The 17275-nt window shown below is 53.9% G+C and carries 22 protein-coding genes; all 22 read right to left on the bottom strand.

Annotation, left to right across the window (positions count from 1 at the left end):
* Positions 1 to 96: 96 nt before the first annotated feature.
* The 22 genes from spoIVA to prsW all read right to left on the bottom strand — a co-directional run bounded on the left by spoIVA (position 97) and on the right by prsW (position 17094).
* Positions 97 to 1575: a stage IV sporulation protein A gene (gene spoIVA / locus PEH01S_RS11970; RefSeq protein ID WP_025846380.1), complete on the bottom strand. Its 1479-nt coding sequence runs from the start codon at positions 1573 to 1575 to the stop codon at positions 97 to 99.
* 254 nt (positions 1576 to 1829) lie between these two features.
* Positions 1830 to 2555, bottom strand: a complete 726-nt coding sequence (locus PEH01S_RS11975; protein WP_025846381.1) for a hypothetical protein — start codon at positions 2553 to 2555, stop codon at positions 1830 to 1832.
* A complete protein-coding gene (locus PEH01S_RS11980; protein ID WP_025846383.1) occupies positions 2555 to 2896 on the bottom strand; it encodes a 2Fe-2S iron-sulfur cluster-binding protein in 342 nt (113 codons plus the stop codon). Before PEH01S_RS11980 ends, PEH01S_RS11975 begins: the two co-directional genes overlap by 1 nt.
* 16 nt (positions 2897 to 2912) lie before the next feature.
* Positions 2913 to 3527 (bottom strand): nucleotidyltransferase family protein, encoded by a 615-nt coding sequence (locus PEH01S_RS11985; protein WP_127485631.1) that lies wholly within the window; start codon positions 3525 to 3527, stop codon positions 2913 to 2915.
* A 27-nt stretch (positions 3528 to 3554) separates the two neighbouring features.
* Complete coding sequence (locus tag PEH01S_RS11990) at positions 3555 to 3848, bottom strand: 2Fe-2S iron-sulfur cluster-binding protein (RefSeq protein WP_025846386.1); 294 nt, start codon at positions 3846 to 3848, stop codon at positions 3555 to 3557.
* Positions 3849 to 3865: 17 nt separating this feature from the next.
* A complete protein-coding gene (locus tag PEH01S_RS11995) occupies positions 3866 to 4045 on the bottom strand; it encodes a DUF2768 family protein (protein ID WP_025846387.1) in 180 nt (59 codons plus the stop codon).
* Between the two features lie 113 nt (positions 4046 to 4158).
* Positions 4159 to 4437, bottom strand: coding sequence for a stage VI sporulation protein F (locus tag PEH01S_RS12000; protein WP_025846389.1), 279 nt, complete (start codon positions 4435 to 4437; stop codon positions 4159 to 4161).
* A gap of 82 nt (positions 4438 to 4519) precedes the next feature.
* A complete protein-coding gene (locus PEH01S_RS12005; protein ID WP_127485633.1) occupies positions 4520 to 5569 on the bottom strand; it encodes an NAD(P)H-dependent glycerol-3-phosphate dehydrogenase in 1050 nt (349 codons plus the stop codon).
* Between the two features lie 24 nt (positions 5570 to 5593).
* Positions 5594 to 6193, bottom strand: coding sequence for a glycerol-3-phosphate 1-O-acyltransferase PlsY (plsY, locus tag PEH01S_RS12010; RefSeq protein ID WP_407669431.1), 600 nt, complete (start codon positions 6191 to 6193; stop codon positions 5594 to 5596).
* Between the two features lie 12 nt (positions 6194 to 6205).
* A complete protein-coding gene (gene der, locus PEH01S_RS12015; RefSeq protein WP_127485635.1) occupies positions 6206 to 7528 on the bottom strand; it encodes a ribosome biogenesis GTPase Der in 1323 nt (440 codons plus the stop codon).
* A 178-nt stretch (positions 7529 to 7706) separates the two neighbouring features.
* Complete coding sequence (locus PEH01S_RS12020) at positions 7707 to 7889, bottom strand: capping complex subunit for YIEGIA (protein ID WP_025846397.1); 183 nt, start codon at positions 7887 to 7889, stop codon at positions 7707 to 7709.
* 5 nt (positions 7890 to 7894) lie between these two features.
* A complete protein-coding gene (locus PEH01S_RS12025) occupies positions 7895 to 8848 on the bottom strand; it encodes a YIEGIA family protein (protein ID WP_407669432.1) in 954 nt (317 codons plus the stop codon).
* Positions 8849 to 8852: 4 nt separating this feature from the next.
* Positions 8853 to 9491: a YphA family membrane protein gene (locus tag PEH01S_RS12030; protein WP_420872683.1), complete on the bottom strand. Its 639-nt coding sequence runs from the start codon at positions 9489 to 9491 to the stop codon at positions 8853 to 8855.
* 75 nt (positions 9492 to 9566) lie between these two features.
* The gene (gene fni, locus PEH01S_RS12035) at positions 9567 to 10619 is read right to left on the bottom strand and encodes a type 2 isopentenyl-diphosphate Delta-isomerase (RefSeq protein ID WP_174807129.1); all 1053 of its coding nucleotides are present in this window, start codon (positions 10617 to 10619) and stop codon (positions 9567 to 9569) included.
* Between the two features lie 51 nt (positions 10620 to 10670).
* On the bottom strand, positions 10671 to 11888 hold the full coding sequence (gene rpsA / locus PEH01S_RS12040) for a 30S ribosomal protein S1 (RefSeq protein ID WP_025846403.1): 1218 nt from the start codon (positions 11886 to 11888) through the stop codon (positions 10671 to 10673).
* 91 nt (positions 11889 to 11979) lie between these two features.
* Positions 11980 to 12561 (bottom strand): lysophospholipid acyltransferase family protein, encoded by a 582-nt coding sequence (locus PEH01S_RS12045; RefSeq protein WP_127485641.1) that lies wholly within the window; start codon positions 12559 to 12561, stop codon positions 11980 to 11982.
* 1 nt (position 12562) lies between these two features.
* Positions 12563 to 13243, bottom strand: a complete 681-nt coding sequence (gene cmk / locus PEH01S_RS12050) for a (d)CMP kinase (protein WP_025846407.1) — start codon at positions 13241 to 13243, stop codon at positions 12563 to 12565.
* 121 nt (positions 13244 to 13364) lie between these two features.
* A complete protein-coding gene (locus PEH01S_RS12055; RefSeq protein WP_127485644.1) occupies positions 13365 to 13598 on the bottom strand; it encodes a hypothetical protein in 234 nt (77 codons plus the stop codon).
* A 66-nt stretch (positions 13599 to 13664) separates the two neighbouring features.
* Positions 13665 to 14318 (bottom strand): flagellar brake protein, encoded by a 654-nt coding sequence (locus tag PEH01S_RS12060; RefSeq protein WP_127485646.1) that lies wholly within the window; start codon positions 14316 to 14318, stop codon positions 13665 to 13667.
* A 360-nt stretch (positions 14319 to 14678) separates the two neighbouring features.
* Entirely contained in the window at positions 14679 to 16040 is a 1362-nt protein-coding gene (gene ypeB / locus PEH01S_RS12065; protein WP_127485649.1) for a germination protein YpeB, read from the bottom strand.
* Positions 16041 to 16182: 142 nt separating this feature from the next.
* Positions 16183 to 16347 carry a hypothetical protein gene (locus PEH01S_RS34565; RefSeq protein WP_164827797.1) on the bottom strand — a complete coding sequence of 55 codons (165 nt, stop codon included), beginning with the start codon at positions 16345 to 16347 and terminating at the stop codon, positions 16183 to 16185.
* A gap of 54 nt (positions 16348 to 16401) precedes the next feature.
* Entirely contained in the window at positions 16402 to 17094 is a 693-nt protein-coding gene (prsW, locus tag PEH01S_RS12070; RefSeq protein WP_127485651.1) for a glutamic-type intramembrane protease PrsW, read from the bottom strand.
* Positions 17095 to 17275: the final 181 nt, after the last annotated feature.

Below are 17275 nucleotides of genomic sequence, written 5' to 3' on the forward strand. Positions count from 1 at the left end.
ACAACATTATAGTAATACACGCGTTAATCATTTTCAAGTGCAAACACAAAAAATGCACCCTTCGGAGTGCATTTTTCACGAAAAATGAGAAGCATCTCACAAAATAATCGCAATGAGGCCGCCGGAACCTTCGTTTATAATCCGCCCAAGCGTTTCTTGGAGCTTGTAGCGCGCGTTGTCCGGCATCATGGCCAGCTTGCCTTGAATGCCTTCGCGTACGATCGAGTGCAGCGACCGTCCGAAAATATCGGATTCCCAGATTTTGAGCGGGTTGTCCTCGAAATCCTGCATCAAGTAGCGAACAAGCTCCTCGCTTTGTTTCTCCGTCCCGATGATCGGCGAGAATTCCGACTCCACGTCAACGCGAATCATATGAATCGACGGTGCCGTCGCCTTGAGCCGGACGCCGAAACGGGAGCCTTGCCGGATGAGCTCCGGCTCGTCGAGCGCCATCTCCGCGAGCGTCGGCGGGGCAATTCCGTAGCCGGTTGTTTTGACCATTTCGAGCGCTTCGGCAAAGTGATCGTACTCGCGCTTGGCATGCGTAAAATCCTGCATAAGCTGCAGCAGGTGGTCCTTGCCGCGGATTTCCACGCCGACGACCTCCATAAGAATGCGGTCATACAGCTCGTCGGGCGCGTATAGATCGATCTCCGCGACCCCTTGCCCCATATTCATTCCGGCCAACGCCGCTTTATCGATAAATTCGTATTCCTCGAAATGACTGACGACCCGATCCACATCGCGGAGCCTGCGAATGTCCTGTACCGTCTCGCGGACGGAGTTCTCGAAGCTGGAGCGGAGCCAGTGGTTTTCTTCCAGCACCATAACCCAGCTGGGCAGATTCACATTGACCTCGTGAACCGGGAATTCGTACAGCACTTCGCGAAGCACGGACATCATGTCGTCTTCATTCATATTGGCAACGCTCATCGCCACGACCGGCACGTCGTGCTTCGCCTGCAGCTCGTTCCGCAGCTCAACCACGGCATCGCTCTGCGGGCGGGTGGAGTTTACAATGACGATGAACGGCTTTCCGACTTCCTTCAGCTCGTTGATGATGCGTTCTTCCGCATCCACGTAGGAGGCGCGCGGTATTTCGGCGATCGAGCCGTCCGTCGTAATAACGACGCCAAGCGTCGCATGCTCTTGGATGACCTTGCGCGTCCCGATCTCCGCGGCTTCCTGGAACGGAATCGCTTCATCGAACCACGGCGTGTTGATCATCCTCGGACCGTGCTCATCCTCATACCCTTTGGCGCCTTCGACAACATACCCGACGCAGTCAACCAATCGAACGTTCACATTCAGTCCTTCAGCAACATGCAGCTGCACGGCATTGTTCGGTACGAATTTCGGCTCCGTCGTCATAATCGTCCGTCCGGCAGCGCTTTGCGGCAATTCGTCGGTTGCCCGGATCCGGTCCGCTTCATTCTGGATGTTCGGCAGCACGATCGACTCCATAAAGCGCTTGATGAACGTTGATTTTCCCGTACGGACCGCTCCAACGACCCCCAGGTAAATATCCCCGCCAGTACGCTCTGCAATGTCCTTAAAGATATCCACTTTTTCCAATGAGAATCCCTCCTACAGGTTGTTTAAGACGAAACTCGTACACGCTTTGGACTAGTACAAATATATGTACGGCGGTTCAAAATATGATGACAGGCGCAGAAATAATTTTCACCGGAAATCCGGCTTTACCGTGTTCGCCGCTTGCGTCCTTAACTTCATCCCTGACAAATATATGTAGGAGATTCTACGATTATTCTAGCTATGGCAAGAAAAAAACCTCTATCACCTTGAATAGAAGGTTGATAGAGGCTCGGTTAGAACGAATCCGGAACGGGAACCGGCTTATTGTCTTTCCACATGTAAGCGAACGAGCGCGCCGGGACAAAATAAGATTCCTGAACGAGCAGCGCGCGCAGATCCTGCTTGGCATCAAGCTTGCCTTGAAGCTGCTTCTTATCGATAAGCCGCATAATTTCAGGCGCGTAATCGATGGCGACCTGCCCCGACTCGCTCATGAGGAACGGAAGCTTTACCGAGCGGGTGTACATGCTGTTGGCCTCCACCGGCTTTCGGTTCAGCTTGTCGTAATCGATGGCGAAAAAGCCGGGGGCCACCGATTCTCCTGCCGGCAGCGTGCCCGTTTTCGATTTGTAACGGTCCACCTCCTGCTGCAGTTCGACGGCCAGCTGGAACGAAGGCAGATCCATCATCTTGACCGTCGGCTTCGTCTCCGCATCGATCAGGACGTAGGTCGCCGTTCCGCCGTTCTCGAACGCATTGGCCGGCACTTCGCTGATATACCGCCCTTTCAGCTTTTTGAAATCAATCGGATTCTGTTCATATATCGGCGTGGTCGCCTCGAAGTTTTTGATCGGCAGCACGCCGGTTTTCGCCTTATATTGATCGACCGCATTCTGAACGACGATCACATACTCCCCGCTTGCGATCTGGTTCTCCTTGCGCATCTCCTTCGGATACATGCAGCCGCCGAGCAGCGTGCAGACCAGCAGCAAAGAGGCCGCCTGCAGCCAACGCTTCATTACCATTCCTCCTCCTGCTTTTCCAACTGTTTACGTATGGCGCTCTTCAACGGATCCTCCGGCACAATCACCGTGACAGGCCCGGTAATTTTCGCTTGACAAGCGAGACGATAGCCGTCCTGCTGCAAGCCGCCAAGCTTCAATGCCTCGTTGCGGTTCGGCTCGGCCAGCCCCGTGCCGGCATTCTCCGTCACGCGAACTTTGCACATCAGACAGGCCGCCTTGCCCCCGCACCGGGTACGGATATGCACGCGGGCGCGCCGTGACGCGTCCAGAAGCGTCGTGCCTGTTCTTGCTTCGAATGTCTTGTTGTCAGGTAAAAAAGTAACTTTCGCGGCCATACGCGCTCTCCTTCCGCTAAATAGTCGCTCTCGAGTCGAGCAGCGTATGCAGCCTGTCGGCAAGCTCCCCGCTAAAGCGGTTGCGGGAAATCAAATCATCGAGAGCCAGCCTGTGACGCTCCGGTTCTTGAACTCGGCATACTTTGGCAATCGCTTCAAAACGGTCCGGGCGGTCCCTCAGCACGTTAAACACCAGTTCATGGGCCAGCGGCATTAACCGGACGGCCTCCTCTCCGCCATATGGAACAACAGGCGCATGCGTTCGCGCCAAATAGTCGGCTTCCACGCGATATTCGCTATCCATCGCCCGTACCTCGAAAGCTCCGACCAGCTCCACCTTCACGCCTCTCATCTCATAATGGCTGAGAGTCGACCGGTAAATGGACGTTTCGCTCTCCGTCTGGTCGTCGATCGCGAACCGCCGGAGCGCCATATGCAGTGCCTCCGCATGCCGCCGGTCAGCATACAAATCCAAATCGCGGGGAAGCGCGTCCAGCTGCACGCCCTGCAGCAGCAGTCCGGTGCTGCCGCCGACCAGCCAGATCGGTTCGCACCCCCGGGTATGTACAGCGATCTCGGCAAAAATCTCTTTGAGCGGTTTTGGCACCGCGTCGTATTGTCGAGTGTTCATCTTATCATCCTATGCTAAGCAAAATGGTCAAAAATAAGGCTTGTGCGCAACGGCGATCGCACCCTCGCTTACGACTTTCGCTTGACAGCCCAGCCGAAATCCTTGCTCCAGCTCTTCCGGCTCCAAATTGTCCAGCTCCTCGTCGGTCGGAGCGTTCAAATACTCCATGCCTTCGCTTACTTGGCAGCGGCAGCGGGAGCAGGTGCCCCGCATGCAGGAGAATCCCCAATCCACTTCCGCCTTCAGCGCCAAATCCAGAATCGTGAACCCGGTCACCGGTTCGATCGATTTCGTTACTCTGCGTCCTTTTAAAGTAACCATGCAGGCAGCCAATCTCCTTATAATAGGGATACGATCATATAAATAAAGATCGGGATAAACATCAAGAATGCGACCAGCGACAGCACAAACCGGACAATGCCCGTCGTTTTATTTCTCGCAAATGTTATCAACAGCGAAGCGAGAACCATGAGACCGATCGCAATAAAGGATGCCCACATTTTGTCCAACGGCGACATAATAAATTTTCCAACCCCTAGCTTTGTAACGTAATTGTCTCCATCATAACACAAAAAAAGCATAAGCGCGCTTGACCGGCGGCTCATGCCATAAAACTGTTAAAAATGTCACCTTACTTTTTCATGATCATCTTCATGAGCTGTTCCAAGTTGTTCGTGCTCACTTTGCTGTTTTTGATGGCTTGGATCAGCTCATTCGTCGTTTGATCCGAAACGGGAACATTCACAAGGCCCGCTACTTGCTTAATCAGCTGCCGCAGCTGCGAATCGCTCTGCAGCGTCGACGGCTTTACCCCGCTTGCAAGCTTGTATATATCTTTCTCGGAAACGTTTTTGCCGGTTTTTTTCTTAACCACATTGAGCACGTCTTTCGGCATGTTTTTATCCGCCATCGTTGTCCCTCCTCAGACTGGTTATGCAATAAAGCCTGAGGTAGTATATGTGGAAAAGTAGCCGCCGGTATAGGCGTTTGCCTTAACGAAGCCAACCGTTCTGAGAAACGTCGGCGATTTCTTCGATTTCGTGCCGGGGTCCCCGTCCCATCAAATGCTCCACGGCCGTTTTCGGATTTTTCCCGTTAAACAGGACGTGGTAGAGCTGCTCCGTAATCGGCATGGAAATCTCGTATTGGCGGGACAACTGATAGGCGGCCTGCGTCGTTTTGACGCCTTCCACGACCATTCCCATCCGCTGGAGCACTTCGTCCAGCGAATGTCCCTGCGCCAGCATCGATCCGGCCCGCCAATTCCGGCTGTGTTTGCTTGTGCACGTTACCACCAAATCTCCGATTCCGGCCAATCCGGCAAACGTCAACGCGCTCCCCCCCATCGCCGTCCCAAGTCTTGCGATTTCAGCCAGCCCCCGGGTAAGCAGAGCCGCTTTGGCGTTATCTCCAAAATCCAACCCGTCGCTGAGACCTGCGCCCAGCGCGATAATATTTTTCAGCGCGCCGCCTACCTCTACGCCAATGACGTCGGGGTTCGTATATACGCGAAAATACGAGTTGATCAACAGATCCTGCGCCTGCTCGGCGGCTTCCTTATCCAGCGATGCAACGACGACCGTAGTCGGGCATTGCCGGATAACCTCTTCGGCATGGCTTGGCCCGGAAAGCACGACCAGCCGGTTCGGATCGTAAGACGGAAGCTCTTCCGCCAGCACTTCGCTCATCCGCTTTAGGCTGCCCGCTTCGAACCCTTTGGTTGCGTGGACCAGAAGCGATGCGGGGCTCAAATGCGGCTGAAGCTGAACGGCGATATCCCGCATGGCCGATGACGGCGCCACAACCACGACGGCTTCCGCATCCTTTACGGCTTCTTCCATCGAATCGGTTGCACGAATCCGCGAGGATAACGGAACCTCGGGCAAAAACCGGCTGTTGCGGTGCTCCTCGTTAATCTCCCGTACCTGATCGCGATTGCGGGACCACAGCAGCACGTCGCGGCCGTTATCCGCCAGCACCGAGGCAATGGCCGTTCCCCAACTTCCCGCTACCAGCACGGCGGTTTTACCGGAAACCGGCATGAACGAACACCTCCGTCTATTTCGTCAGACTTGTTTTTTGGCACCAAGCTTGTTCTCTTGTCCTTTTAACAGCTTCACGATATTGCTCCGGTGCTTGACCCAAGCGAATACGAACAGAAGCAGGCTGAGCGCGAAAATTTCCCGGGAATCGACCATAAACCAGATCAAGATCGGCAAAAGTGCAGTAAACAAAAGAGATCCCAGAGAAACGTAACGCGTTATCGCGATAGAAATAATAGCAACCACTCCTGCGATAAGCGCAGGCCAAAAGGCAAGCGTCGCCATCACGCCAATGGTCGTGGCAATACCCTTGCCTCCCCGAAACCCGAAAAAGACGGGCCAATTGTGCCCGACGATGACGCTGATCCCCGCAAGCACTTCAAACAGCGGATCGCTCCCGCTTAGCCACGTGCCGATCCAGACGGCCGCCACGCCCTTCAATACATCCAAGAGCAGCACCGCGATGCCCGGTCCTTTGCCGAGCACCCGCAGCGTATTTGTAGCCCCCGCGTTCCCGCTTCCGTGTTCGCGGATATCGATGCCTTTCAGCAGTTTGCCTGCCAAATAACTAAAGCTGATCGAGCCGAGCAAATAACCGATCAAGAGTGAGAGCAAGCTAGTCAACACGGTTCTCCCCTATTCCTCGTCCGATTTGCGCCGCGTGAACATGCGTAGAGGAGTACCCTCAAAACCGAACGCGCCGCGTATTTTATTTTCCAAATATCTCTGATAGGAGAAATGCATCAGCTCCGGATCGTTGACGAAGAAAATGATGGTCGGAGGCTTGACCGCCACCTGCGTCGCATAATTGATGCGCAGACGTTTCCCTTTGTCGGTCGGCGGCGGGTTGATAGCTACCGCATCGGACACGACATCGTTCAGCACGTGCGTCGCCACGCGCGCCGCATGCTGCTCGGCCACATTGATCACTACCGGGAACAGCTTATGCAGCCGCTGCTTCGTCTTGGCCGACAAAAACACGACAGGCGCATAGGTCATAAACAAAAAATGGTCGCGGATTTTTTGCGTAAATTGATGCATCGTTTTATCGTCTTTTTCCACGATATCCCATTTGTTGACGACAAAGATCGCTGCTTTGCCCGCCTCGTGCGCATATCCGGCAACATGCTTATCCTGCTCGATAATGCCTTCCTCGCCGTCTATGACAACCAGCACGACATCGGCCCGCTCGATCGCCTTCATGGCGCGCATGACGCTGTACTTCTCCGTCGTCTCGTATACTTTGCCGCGCTTGCGCATTCCCGCCGTATCGATGATGACGTACTTTTGCCCGTCCTTCTCAAAAGGCGTATCGATCGCATCGCGCGTCGTCCCGGCCACGTTGCTGACGATGACGCGCTCCTCTCCCAGGATGGCGTTGACGAGCGACGATTTTCCGACGTTCGGCCGGCCGATCAAAGCGACCTTGATGACATCCTCGCCGTACTCTTCCTCGCTCTTGTCGGGAAAATGCTTAATGACCTCGTCGAGCAAGTCGCCGATTCCCGTACCGTGGGAGCCGGAGATGCCGACGACTTCGCCGAAGCCGAGGCTGTAAAACTCGTAAATATCGTCCATCCGCTTCAGATTATCCACTTTGTTGACCGCAACGATCACCGGCTTTTTCGCCCGGAACAGCATTTCCGCCACTTCGCTGTCCGCCGGTGTAATGCCTGCTTTGGCATCCACCATAAACACGATGACGTCCGCTTCCTCGATGGCGAGCTCCGCTTGAACGCGTACGGACTTCAGGATCTGATCTTCCCCGTCAATCTCAATCCCGCCGGTGTCGATGACGCTAAACTCGGTGTCCAGCCACTCTCCCCTGCCGTACAGCCGGTCCCTGGTGACCCCCGGTTTATCTTCCACAATAGCCAGCTTATCGCCGATAATACGGTTAAATACCGTAGATTTGCCTACGTTCGGACGGCCGACAATCGCTACGATTGGTCTTGCCATGCACTTCATTCCCTTCTTCGACTACCGCAATGTTGCTTCATGTCTCCCTCCGCCCGTTCGGCCGAGGGACATTATGTACAAAGACAAGCCTGTTTTCATGGCTTGCAAGCTCTGATATTATATCAAAATCGAATTCACAAGTAAATGAACGATACGTTGGAGGCCGGCCTTCCAACCCTCAATGCCTTACTAAAATAACGATCCCGTTCTCCAGATCGTGAGCTGCTGCATCCAAAATCTTTTCGAGCTTAAAGGCTACTTGCTGCTGATGATTCACATCATCCGTGATAAAGATGGGAGCTCCGCCCGCCACCGTTTGCCGGTTTGCTTCCGTAGCCACCACCGCCATAATTTGTCCCATAAGCGCTATCCTCCCGCTTTTCCGCCAGTTTGCACATCCGCTTCGCTTGGCATCCTTACCGCACTTTCCAACACCGGCGAGTTCATCGCCACATGCCGAGCCTTATCCGGATCGGGCTCCTGCGGAAGCAGCAGCACCGCGAGCCGTCCGTCATTCATGTCCAGCTTGGCCAAAGGAACGAGTGCCGGTTCGCCTTCGTCGCGATGGACGCCCATGATCGTTGACACGTCATGCAGCAGCGCCTGCCGCTGTCCCGGGTTAGCCAGGGTGACTCTTGCATTTTTGTTTTTGGGCGTAAGCACAAGCCCGATGGCTTTTTTCCGGATGACGTTTTGCGTATCGCTTAATCCTACGTTCATAATATAAATGTCGTCTACGAACAGATTCGGCCCGTCCAGCCGCACCTGGCCGATGTTCACATTTGCAATGCGGGACAAGGTTTTGCCCGTCTTGAACAAATTGGTGATCAGAATAGCCCCAATGCCGGCCACGATCCCCCAATACCAAGGGAACACGGTGCCGAAGAACGCCGTGGCAAAGGCAGTAAAAATGACTAAATAGTTGCGGCCTTCAAACACCATCGCAATCCCTTCGATATAGGTCGCTCCCCGCGGCACCAGCTCCAAGCTGTCAATCTTGCTCAGCGTCTGGCGCTCCATGTTGCGGACGTCCCGGAACTGCTGGGCCGCCATAGCCAAAAAGGTCATCGCCGTATAGTTCTTATCCAGCAGCGAAGGAACGGCCACCGATCCGAGCCCCGCCGCAATGACGCCCAAGGAAAGGTGTATGATTTTGCCGTGAGGATAAGTCGGGTATTGCCGGTAATCGGTCCGCAGCATCGTCAGCCGGGCCAGCACACCGAACAATACGCCCAGTATGATTCCTACGGTATATTTTTGCTCCACCAGCCAAGCCCACACGTCGATCACGTCTCCTTCCTTCTTGGGCAACAGCTTCATCCTGTCAGTCGTTCTCCGGCTCTCTGCCGGTCCTCATCCTTTGCCGCACACGCTTATAAGCCAGTTTGCTCCCTGCAACCATCCCTTCCATTAGCAGGGACCAGCCTCGGGCTGCAAAGACCGTCAGCCACCACTCGTCTTGAAATCCCGCTTGCCCGAGCGTCATCGCCACCTGTTCCCGGTGCGCGCAGGCGGACATGGCATCGCCGATCAGAAGTCCGAGCGACAGCCCTGCGATCTGCAGCGGAGGCCAACGCAGCAATGCCGCTGCCAAAACACCAACGCTTGCGGCAACAGTCCATTCCGAGCTGAGCCAAATGACCGCAGGCATCAAATGAAGCGTCTCTTTCAGGAAGAAATAGACCGATCCCAGCAGCAAGGCAATGGAGAGCAAATGGAACCGGTACAAAAAGCTCGGTGTCCGTATCATAACCAAGAGCGAAACAGCCAGCAGCAGCAGAGTGCAGCCATATACCCGGATCCCGCCCAAGTCCGTGTTCCACCGCATAAAGGAGATCCAAAGCATAAAAAAAAGAAGTAGACTCGCAGGAGTTATACCTCTTAATATGACGTTCTTCCAGCCACTGGCGAACAAAATCAGCGCAACGACGATTAGCAATAAGGACACGTAACCCGCATTCATTCGCTCTCACCCGCAGAAAAAGCTTGTTCCTCTTTTTCCTTAGTATGGCTTTCTTTATGTAGTTTTAGTCAATCCTTACGCGTAGCCCGACCGCTTTGCGTAAGTGGAAATATCGATTCCCCGGACCGAGCACCATGCTGCCGTTTCCGACGTAATGACGACCGGAAGTTCGTGCAGGACTTCAATTCGGGAAGCGCCTAACGCCGTCATCAACAGCCGGAGCTCGTTATGCCATGATATGATTTGATCGATTAGCGCCTCGGTTCCCGATGTACGCAGCACTCGCAGCATCGCTCCGGCCATCCCGACCGCCGAAGCACCGAGCGTTAAGGCTTTGCATATCTCAAGCGCGCCTGTTATTCCGCCTGTCGCTACGACCGCCACATCCGGACGGTCCATACGCCGCTTAGCCTCCAATACTTCCAACAGCGCGATGCTGGTCTTGCAGCCCCAGTCGTTAAGCCAGTCCATCGGCAGATCGCGCCGGGCATTCTCGATTGCGGCAAAATTAGTGCCTCCCGCACCGCCGACATCGATGCAACCAACTCCGCAGCCGATCAGCTTCTCGGCGCTTTCCCGGACCATCCCGAAGCCGACCTCTTTAACGATTACGGGAACACCCGCCCGTTCGACGATCGTCCGGATCCGATCGAGCATTCCCCGGAAATCTCTGTCCCCTTCGGGCATGATCAGCTCCTGCATGACATTCAGGTGGATTTGAAGCCCGTCGGCCTGCAGCATGTCCACCGCTCTTAGCGCTTGCTCCAGCGTCGCTTCGCTGCCAAGATTGCCAAATACGACGCCTTGCGGGTTTATCTTTCTTACGATACGGTAGCTTGCGGCCGTTTCCGGGTTTTTGATCGCGGCCATCTGCGAGCCTACGGCCATAGCCAGCCCCGTCTCTCGAGCTGCGACGGCAAGCTCCCGGTTAATTTCTTCGGTCTCGCGGGCTCCTCCAGTCATCGCATTAATAACAATCGGCGAGCTCAATAGGAGTTCGCCGATTCGGGTATGCAATGCTATGGATTCCGAAGAAATACCGGGGAGACAATTATGGAGCAGCTTAATATCGCGGAAGCCCTGCTCGCCGCTTTGCCCAAGCCGGAGCGCATGATGAACATGCTCCATTTTTCGCGGTATGCGCACCCCTGATTCCTCTTTTCGTCTATAGACAGCGGTTTACTTGAATTTGCTCAGCTTGTCGCCAAAACGCTCTCCGAGCGTCAGGTTCAGGCCTTGGAGTTCTTCGTGGGAAACGGATTCCCGTTTCGGCGCACGCTCTCTTTCAGCTCTCGGTTCGCGGGCCGGCGCTTCTTCTGTTTCTTTGATGCTGAGCGAAATGCGCTTCTCGTCCAGGTTCATGTCCAATACTTTCACTTGAACCTCTTGACCTTCCTTCAGCACTTCGAACGGCGTTGCAATGTGACGGTGTGCGATTTGGGAAATATGAACCAAGCCCTCAACGCCCGGAGCCACTTCGATAAACGCGCCGAATTGCACGATCCGTTTAACCGTACCGGTAACGATATCTCCGATGTTGATTTTGTTTTTTACGGACTCCCAAGGTCCCGGCTGCGTTGCTTTGATGCTCAAGGAGATGCGCTCATTGGCCGGATCCAATTTCAGAACTTGAACGCGGACTTGATCGCCTTCCTTCACGACTTCGGACGCGTGCTCGACATGATGCCAAGCCATCTCAGAGATATGAACGAGTCCGTCCACGCCGCCGATATCGACGAAGGCGCCGAATTGCGTCAAACGTTGAACCGTACCCGTCAGCTCTTGACCGACAGACAGTTTGGCAATCGTTTCTTGCTTCTTCGCTTCGAACTCTTCATCCAGCACGTCTTTTTGCGAAAGAATGACTTTGTTTTTCTCGCGGTCCATTTCTTTCACGCGCAGACGCAGCGTGCGGCCTTTGTAATCGCTGAAATCTTCGACGAATGTGCGCTCAACCATGGAAGCCGGAACGAATCCGCGCAGACCTACGTCTACGACAAGACCGCCTTTTACCACTTCGGCGACTTTCGCTTCGAGGATCGTTTTGTTTTCCATATCGGCCGCAAGCTTCTCCCACGATTTCTCGCTGTCGATGGCGCGTTTGGAAAGCACGAGCTTTTCTTTGTTGTCATCGATGGTAAGAACTTTCAGTTCGATGTCTTGACCGACTTGCACGATCTCTTCCGCATTGTCCAATTGGACGGACGAAAGCTCGCGCACGGGAACGATGCCGTCGTATTTGTAGCCTACGTCGACAACCGCTTGATCCGCATCCACTTTAATGACTTTGCCGGTAACGATGTCGCCTTTTTTGATAATGTTGACATTCGCCATGGACTCTTCCTGAGATACCTCTGCGGATTGAACTTCTTGATCGAATTTTGTTTCTTCTGACATGTCCAATTACCCTCCTTAAACAACCTGACAACGTGTAATGTATTTGGATAAAAAATTTACTTCATCATTTTCTTAAGTATGCCACAATTTATCATTTCGATTCGTGCTGCTTGACCATGCTTCGGATCGTGCTCATGATTTTGTCGGTCGCCTGTTCCAAGCCTTCCGAACCGCTGTTCTCAAATTCGCTCAAATCGACTGGCGGACCATAAACGACCTTCATTGGCCGAAACGGCTTATAATTGCCGATGATGGCTGCCGGAATGACTACAGCCCCGGTCTTCAATGCCAGGCTGGCCGCTCCCTTTTTACCCATGCCTCCCGCGTTGCTGCGCGTCCCTTCCGGGAAAATGCCCATGATTTCCCCGTCTTTAAGCAGCTGCATCGACAAGCGGATCGACTCTTTGCTGACACCACCGCGCTTGACGGGAAATGCCGCTATTCTCGGTAAAACATACCCTAAAACGGGAACGTCGAACAACTCGGCCTTGGCCATATAATGCACCTTTCGCTTCAGCGGGCTGCCCATCAGCGGCGGGTCCCAGTTGCTGGTGTGGTTGCCGCACAGAACGACTGCGCCTTCGGCGGGAATGTTCTCGACTCCTTCCGCCCGCAAAAAAAACACGGTGCGGAACAAAACGCGAAATACCCCTCGTAAAAAGACGTACAACATGCTACTGCCCCCCACCGACCCGGAGCCTGCAAAGCTCCAAAATGCGATCCACCACTTGCGGTATCGTCATATCGGTCGTATCCAGCAGCACGGCATCGGGCGCTTTCACAAGCGGTGAAGCCTCGCGTTGCTCGTCCATCCGGTCCCGCTCCGCAATATCGCGCTCCAATCTCTCAAGCGTGATATCCGGCTGCGAATCGCAAATTTCTTTGAACCGGCGCTGGGCGCGGACACTGACGCTTGCGGTCAAAAACACCTTGACCTCGGCGTCCGGCAACACATGACTGCCGATATCCCGGCCATCCATGACAATTCCTTTGCTTCGGGCCATTTCCTGCTGTTTGGCGGTAAGGATACTGCGAATTTCAGCGATGGAAGCGATTCTGGAGACGTTTCCGGTCACTTCCGCAAGGCGGATCATGCCCGTTACGTCTTCGCCATCGACAAAGACCATTTGGCCATCGCTGCCCGGTACCAAGCGAATGTCCATACGGCCTGTGAGCGCAATCATGTCCGAGATCTGTTCCGCTTGAAGGCCTTCCCGTAAAATCTTCCAGGTCACGGCTCGGTACATGGCTCCCGTATCGACATAAACGAAGCCGAGCGCACCGGCGACCAGACGAGCGATCGTACTTTTCCCCGCTCCCGCCGGACCGTCGATTGCGATGTTAAACTTTTCCAAGATGCGGCCTCCTTACAAAATGAAGCGGACGAGCAGCCTGAAAAAAAAACAGGCCGAAGCCTCGAACGAAGAAAATTATACCATAGTTTAGCCGTGGATTGCAAAACTCGCGTGTCCTCCATTATTTCCCTTCCGCGGCCTGAAGCCCGGACATGGAATAAGGAAGCCCCTCCAGCTGTTCCACCTTCACTAAAACATAGCGGATTCTCGGGTTTAGAAGCAGTAATTGGGATGCGACCAAAGCAATGGCGCACCCGACCAATGCCCCGGCAATCCACCGTTCCGCCCGCTGGGCAAACTGCAAAAATAATTCTTCGTACCTATCGTCCGATTCATTTTGATTCTTTGTATTCATTCGCGTTCACCCTGCCCCATCCAATATTTGGGGGATAGTGTGCCCGCCGCGCCAGGCGATTATGTATTATCTTTTACGGAAATCAAGCTGCCGCTCAAAGCAGTACCGGATAATTTTTTGACGGTCCCGGTCCGTGATCTCCGAAAAACGCATCATGACCTGCTTTTTGCCCGTTTCCAGCTCTTTCACGCGCACGATTTCGCTCTTGAACGGCACGTGCTCAATCTGGCCGTTTTTAAACGGAACAAGCAGCCAGCACTCGACGGTGTGGCCAGACTCGACCGGCACGTAGCCTTCGCATAGAAACGATATGCCTCCGCCCCCGACATCGTCGGTTAGCGATACGAACTGCAGCTGCTCCGAGAATTTCACGGCGATTTCGAGTATGGCCGGCACACGCAAAAAGCTGCGGCGCTGCACTTTCGTAATCGATTCGGGATCCGGTTTTTTGATCAGAACAAGCCGGATCACATCATCGGAAAATCCGAGTACGGATGAGTTGAAGTAGTTCTTGACGCCGCCCTCGGTTATAAAATAAACGGAAAGCTCGTCGCCCGGGTACAAACGCTTCAGCTTCCCCGATTTGTCATGAATAGGAACTTCCATGCTGATATACGCATCCGAGACGTCTGCAATCCTGGATTTATATTCCTGCTTCGCCTCTTCGTCATCGATCGAATTGATTTGGATAAAAAGCGTCTGGTTTACTTTCGGCAGCAATCGGCTCACCTCCCCGGAATGTAAACTTCGATAAGTCCAAGCTTTATTATAGCACGTGAAGAGAATATGGGAAGGGGTGCGCGATCCGCGTTCGGAGTTTTGTTGGCTGCTTCTTTGGAGGGTTGCGGGACGATGGGAGGGACGGTGGCGCGGCCTGCGGCGAAATCGCGATTGGCTCATGCTCAGACACGTTTTGACCCGGTCCCATGGAACAATTTTCCTGTGGAATTGGGACTAGGTCAAAAAACTCGCCGCCAATCGCGATTTCGCCTTCGGCTCATCCCCCCCGCATCCTAATACAAAAGCAAAAAAGCCCGAACGCATCGGGCTTTTGGGAGAGGACTAAAAAAATACGAAACATCAGGTTGGCGTGACGGCGGCGGCTTCTTCGGCGCCCAAGCGGTCGATCTTCTCTTCCGCCCCGGTCTCGGCATTAACGTAGATCCGGTACAAGCCGCCGTTGACGCGGCCGATATATTGGTAGCAGAGCACCTCTTCGTCGATATCGTTCTTGATCAGCGCCTGATTGACGCTATCCGCTTTAAACTCGGGATTCAGCACTTTTCGGGCTTCCTCCGCCGTCAGCTTCGGCGCTTTAATTTGGCGGTCCTTCTTGCCGTACACGTAATCGGTCGCTTCGAGCCCCGTCACTTCGCCGTTGTCCAGCGCCACCTGAACCGCGACCTTTTCGATGTAATTGATCACGTCGTTCGTGCGCGGTGCGAACGTCATATGGGCGACGTTGCCGTATTCGTCGTAGTTGACAGCGGTCATGTTCTTATACCCGTGCTCATCCAGGAACTGCGCCCCGATGTCGCGCGCCTGCCGCAAGTCGAGCTTCTTCTCGGTCACGTTGCGGGAAGCCGCAAACCATAAAAGCTGGCCGCCTTTTTTCGAATAGTCCATATGAGCGCCGTCCGCCGTGCCTTCTTTCGGCGCCGTTACGCTAAAGGACTGGTACTCGGTCCCGGGTCCGTTTTCCACGACCTGAAGAGCGGACGCGTCCTGGATGCCAAGAAACTGCGCGGCCTTTTGCTTAATTTCTTCGGTATTCGCCTCCGGGCCGGAAAGCATGTGCATGTCCCGCTTCTGATACATGCTCATGACCGCGGGGCTCCAGTTGATTTCCGGATATTCGCGCACCTTTTTATCCACCGTAGCAAACCCGTCGACGATGGCGTTGTCTTGCGGCTCCTTTTGCGTAGCCAGCGCCAGCTCGACATCCATCCAGCGCAAGTTGTTCTGGATGACCTTGCCTTGAACCCCGCGCAAGTCTTTGGAAATTTCCGCCGAGCGCTCGTACAGCGTATTGAGCGTCTTCATCTCGTTTGCGTCCAGCGGGTTTTTGGACAGGTCGCGGACTGCCGCCCGGTAAGCAAAATTCGAAATATTAGCCAAAAACTCCTCGGTTTTGTTGAAAGGCAGCAAGGCCAGCGGCAGTTGGCTGATTTCGTGCTGCGCTTCGCTCGTGATCCGCCAAACGTTGATCAGCCCTTTTTTGTAGGCGTCCTGGGATGTCGAATTCACCGCGAGCGTATTGCCGAGCTCCGTATGCAGCTTGTCCATGTGAAACGACAAATCGTGGAACGCCCGTTGATATTGGTTTTCCGCCTTGATCAAGACGGCGTTTTTCTCTTGATGCTCCAGGTAGCCCCAGACCCCGGTGCCGATGAGCGCCACCAAAAGAATCGGAAACATGACCATGCTCAGTCTTTTGTACATGTTCGAGAAATCTCCCTTCATCAGCAAAACTTGGGCTTAGTTTTCGCCTGAAGCGAGACGGATTATTCACGAAGCGCAGGACTTCGCAATCGAGCCGCTCCAAAAAAGAAAAAAGCCGGCGCTTGGCCGACTTTTTCCCGGATTAGAAATCAAGGGTTTCGATATCGAAATCTTTTTCATTGTTGCAAATGCACTGCTTGAATCCGGTATCGATCTTTTCCTTTTCTTTCCGGCCCTTCAAGATGAATTTCTCGCCGCACTGCTTGCAGCGGATGGCAACTTTCACCCGCGGACTAACGACATTCATCATATCCCTCCGTTACGACCTATGGTTTTCTCATATCCATTATGGTCATTCCGGCTAAATTTTAACCTGATCCTCCCGTGTGGCGACCCTGAGCGGAGATTTGGCATTCGCCCGGTTTACTTTGCGCAGGCTGCGCAGCCACAAAAAGCTCATGAGCGGCACCATAAACCATACCCAGTACGCTTTGCTCAGGAGCAGCGTATAGTCGAACACCCCGTGCCAGAATACCGGCAGCGCCAGCGCCAGAATCAGATGCTTGCGGGTATGCTCCGGCGTAAACTTGGCTTTGCCGAAATGGTAACCCATCATGACGCCGAACATAGCATGGCCGGAAACCGGCAGGAACGCCCGGATCATGAGCGACGAAAAGCTCGAGCCGTTCAAGAACGCGTAAAAAACATTTTCCAGCGTGGCGAATCCGAGCGAGACCGCTACCGCGTACACGATGCCGTCATACGGTTCGTCAAACGACGCATGCTTGTAAGTAATGAAATAGACCAGAAACCATTTGAAAAATTCCTCCGGCAGCGAAGACGTGAGGAACGAAAAAACGAACGGTTCCTCGCCAAGCCCTTGCACCAGAGCCCGCTGCAGCACCATGACCGGGAATACGATCAGAACGCCGAACAAGAACAGCTTGATCACTAAAGAGATCGGTTCCGTATCATATCGGTCTTTTAAATAAAAATAGGCCAGCAGAGCGACACCCGGCGCTATAGCCGCCGTCAGGACAGTTAAGACGCTCAAAGTGTCTCCCCCTCCGTCACAATGGTTTAAACCCGCTCGCGGCAACGGCCGGCCCCCGCGTCTTGGCGGATGCCGACCGTGATAACGGGCAGGCGTTTGTTGATATTTTTTATCCTATGAATATTATAGACATTTTGAATGGCTTTTTCCATCGTTTCTTGGATTCTGTCCTACACTTCCG

Origin of the sequence: Paenibacillus ehimensis NBRC 15659 (genome assembly GCF_004000785.1) — a bacterium.
Taxonomy (GTDB): domain Bacteria; phylum Bacillota; class Bacilli; order Paenibacillales; family NBRC-103111; genus Paenibacillus_G; species Paenibacillus_G ehimensis.

Coding starts and splice junctions, on each gene's coding strand:
- ypeB (WP_127485649.1), bottom strand. CDS start 16,040: ATGTACAAAAGACTGAGCATGGTCATGTTTCCGATTCTTTTGGTGGCG.
- der (WP_127485635.1), bottom strand. CDS start 7,528: ATGGCAAGACCAATCGTAGCGATTGTCGGCCGTCCGAACGTAGGCAAA.
- fni (WP_174807129.1), bottom strand. CDS start 10,619: ATGGAGCATGTTCATCATGCGCTCCGGCTTGGGCAAAGCGGCGAGCAG.
- PEH01S_RS12000 (WP_025846389.1), bottom strand. CDS start 4,437: ATGGCGGATAAAAACATGCCGAAAGACGTGCTCAATGTGGTTAAGAAA.
- PEH01S_RS11985 (WP_127485631.1), bottom strand. CDS start 3,527: ATGAACACTCGACAATACGACGCGGTGCCAAAACCGCTCAAAGAGATT.
- PEH01S_RS12030 (WP_420872683.1), bottom strand. CDS start 9,491: ATGAATGCGGGTTACGTGTCCTTATTGCTAATCGTCGTTGCGCTGATT.
- PEH01S_RS12025 (WP_407669432.1), bottom strand. CDS start 8,848: ATGAAGCTGTTGCCCAAGAAGGAAGGAGACGTGATCGACGTGTGGGCT.
- PEH01S_RS12005 (WP_127485633.1), bottom strand. CDS start 5,569: ATGCCGGTTTCCGGTAAAACCGCCGTGCTGGTAGCGGGAAGTTGGGGA.
- rpsA (WP_025846403.1), bottom strand. CDS start 11,888: ATGTCAGAAGAAACAAAATTCGATCAAGAAGTTCAATCCGCAGAGGTA.
- PEH01S_RS11995 (WP_025846387.1), bottom strand. CDS start 4,045: ATGTCGCCGTTGGACAAAATGTGGGCATCCTTTATTGCGATCGGTCTC.
- PEH01S_RS11980 (WP_025846383.1), bottom strand. CDS start 2,896: ATGGCCGCGAAAGTTACTTTTTTACCTGACAACAAGACATTCGAAGCA.
- PEH01S_RS34565 (WP_164827797.1), bottom strand. CDS start 16,347: ATGAATGTCGTTAGTCCGCGGGTGAAAGTTGCCATCCGCTGCAAGCAG.
- PEH01S_RS11975 (WP_025846381.1), bottom strand. CDS start 2,555: ATGAAGCGTTGGCTGCAGGCGGCCTCTTTGCTGCTGGTCTGCACGCTG.
- PEH01S_RS12055 (WP_127485644.1), bottom strand. CDS start 13,598: ATGAATACAAAGAATCAAAATGAATCGGACGATAGGTACGAAGAATTA.
- PEH01S_RS12045 (WP_127485641.1), bottom strand. CDS start 12,561: ATGTTGTACGTCTTTTTACGAGGGGTATTTCGCGTTTTGTTCCGCACC.
- PEH01S_RS11990 (WP_025846386.1), bottom strand. CDS start 3,848: ATGGTTACTTTAAAAGGACGCAGAGTAACGAAATCGATCGAACCGGTG.
- PEH01S_RS12020 (WP_025846397.1), bottom strand. CDS start 7,889: ATGGGACAAATTATGGCGGTGGTGGCTACGGAAGCAAACCGGCAAACG.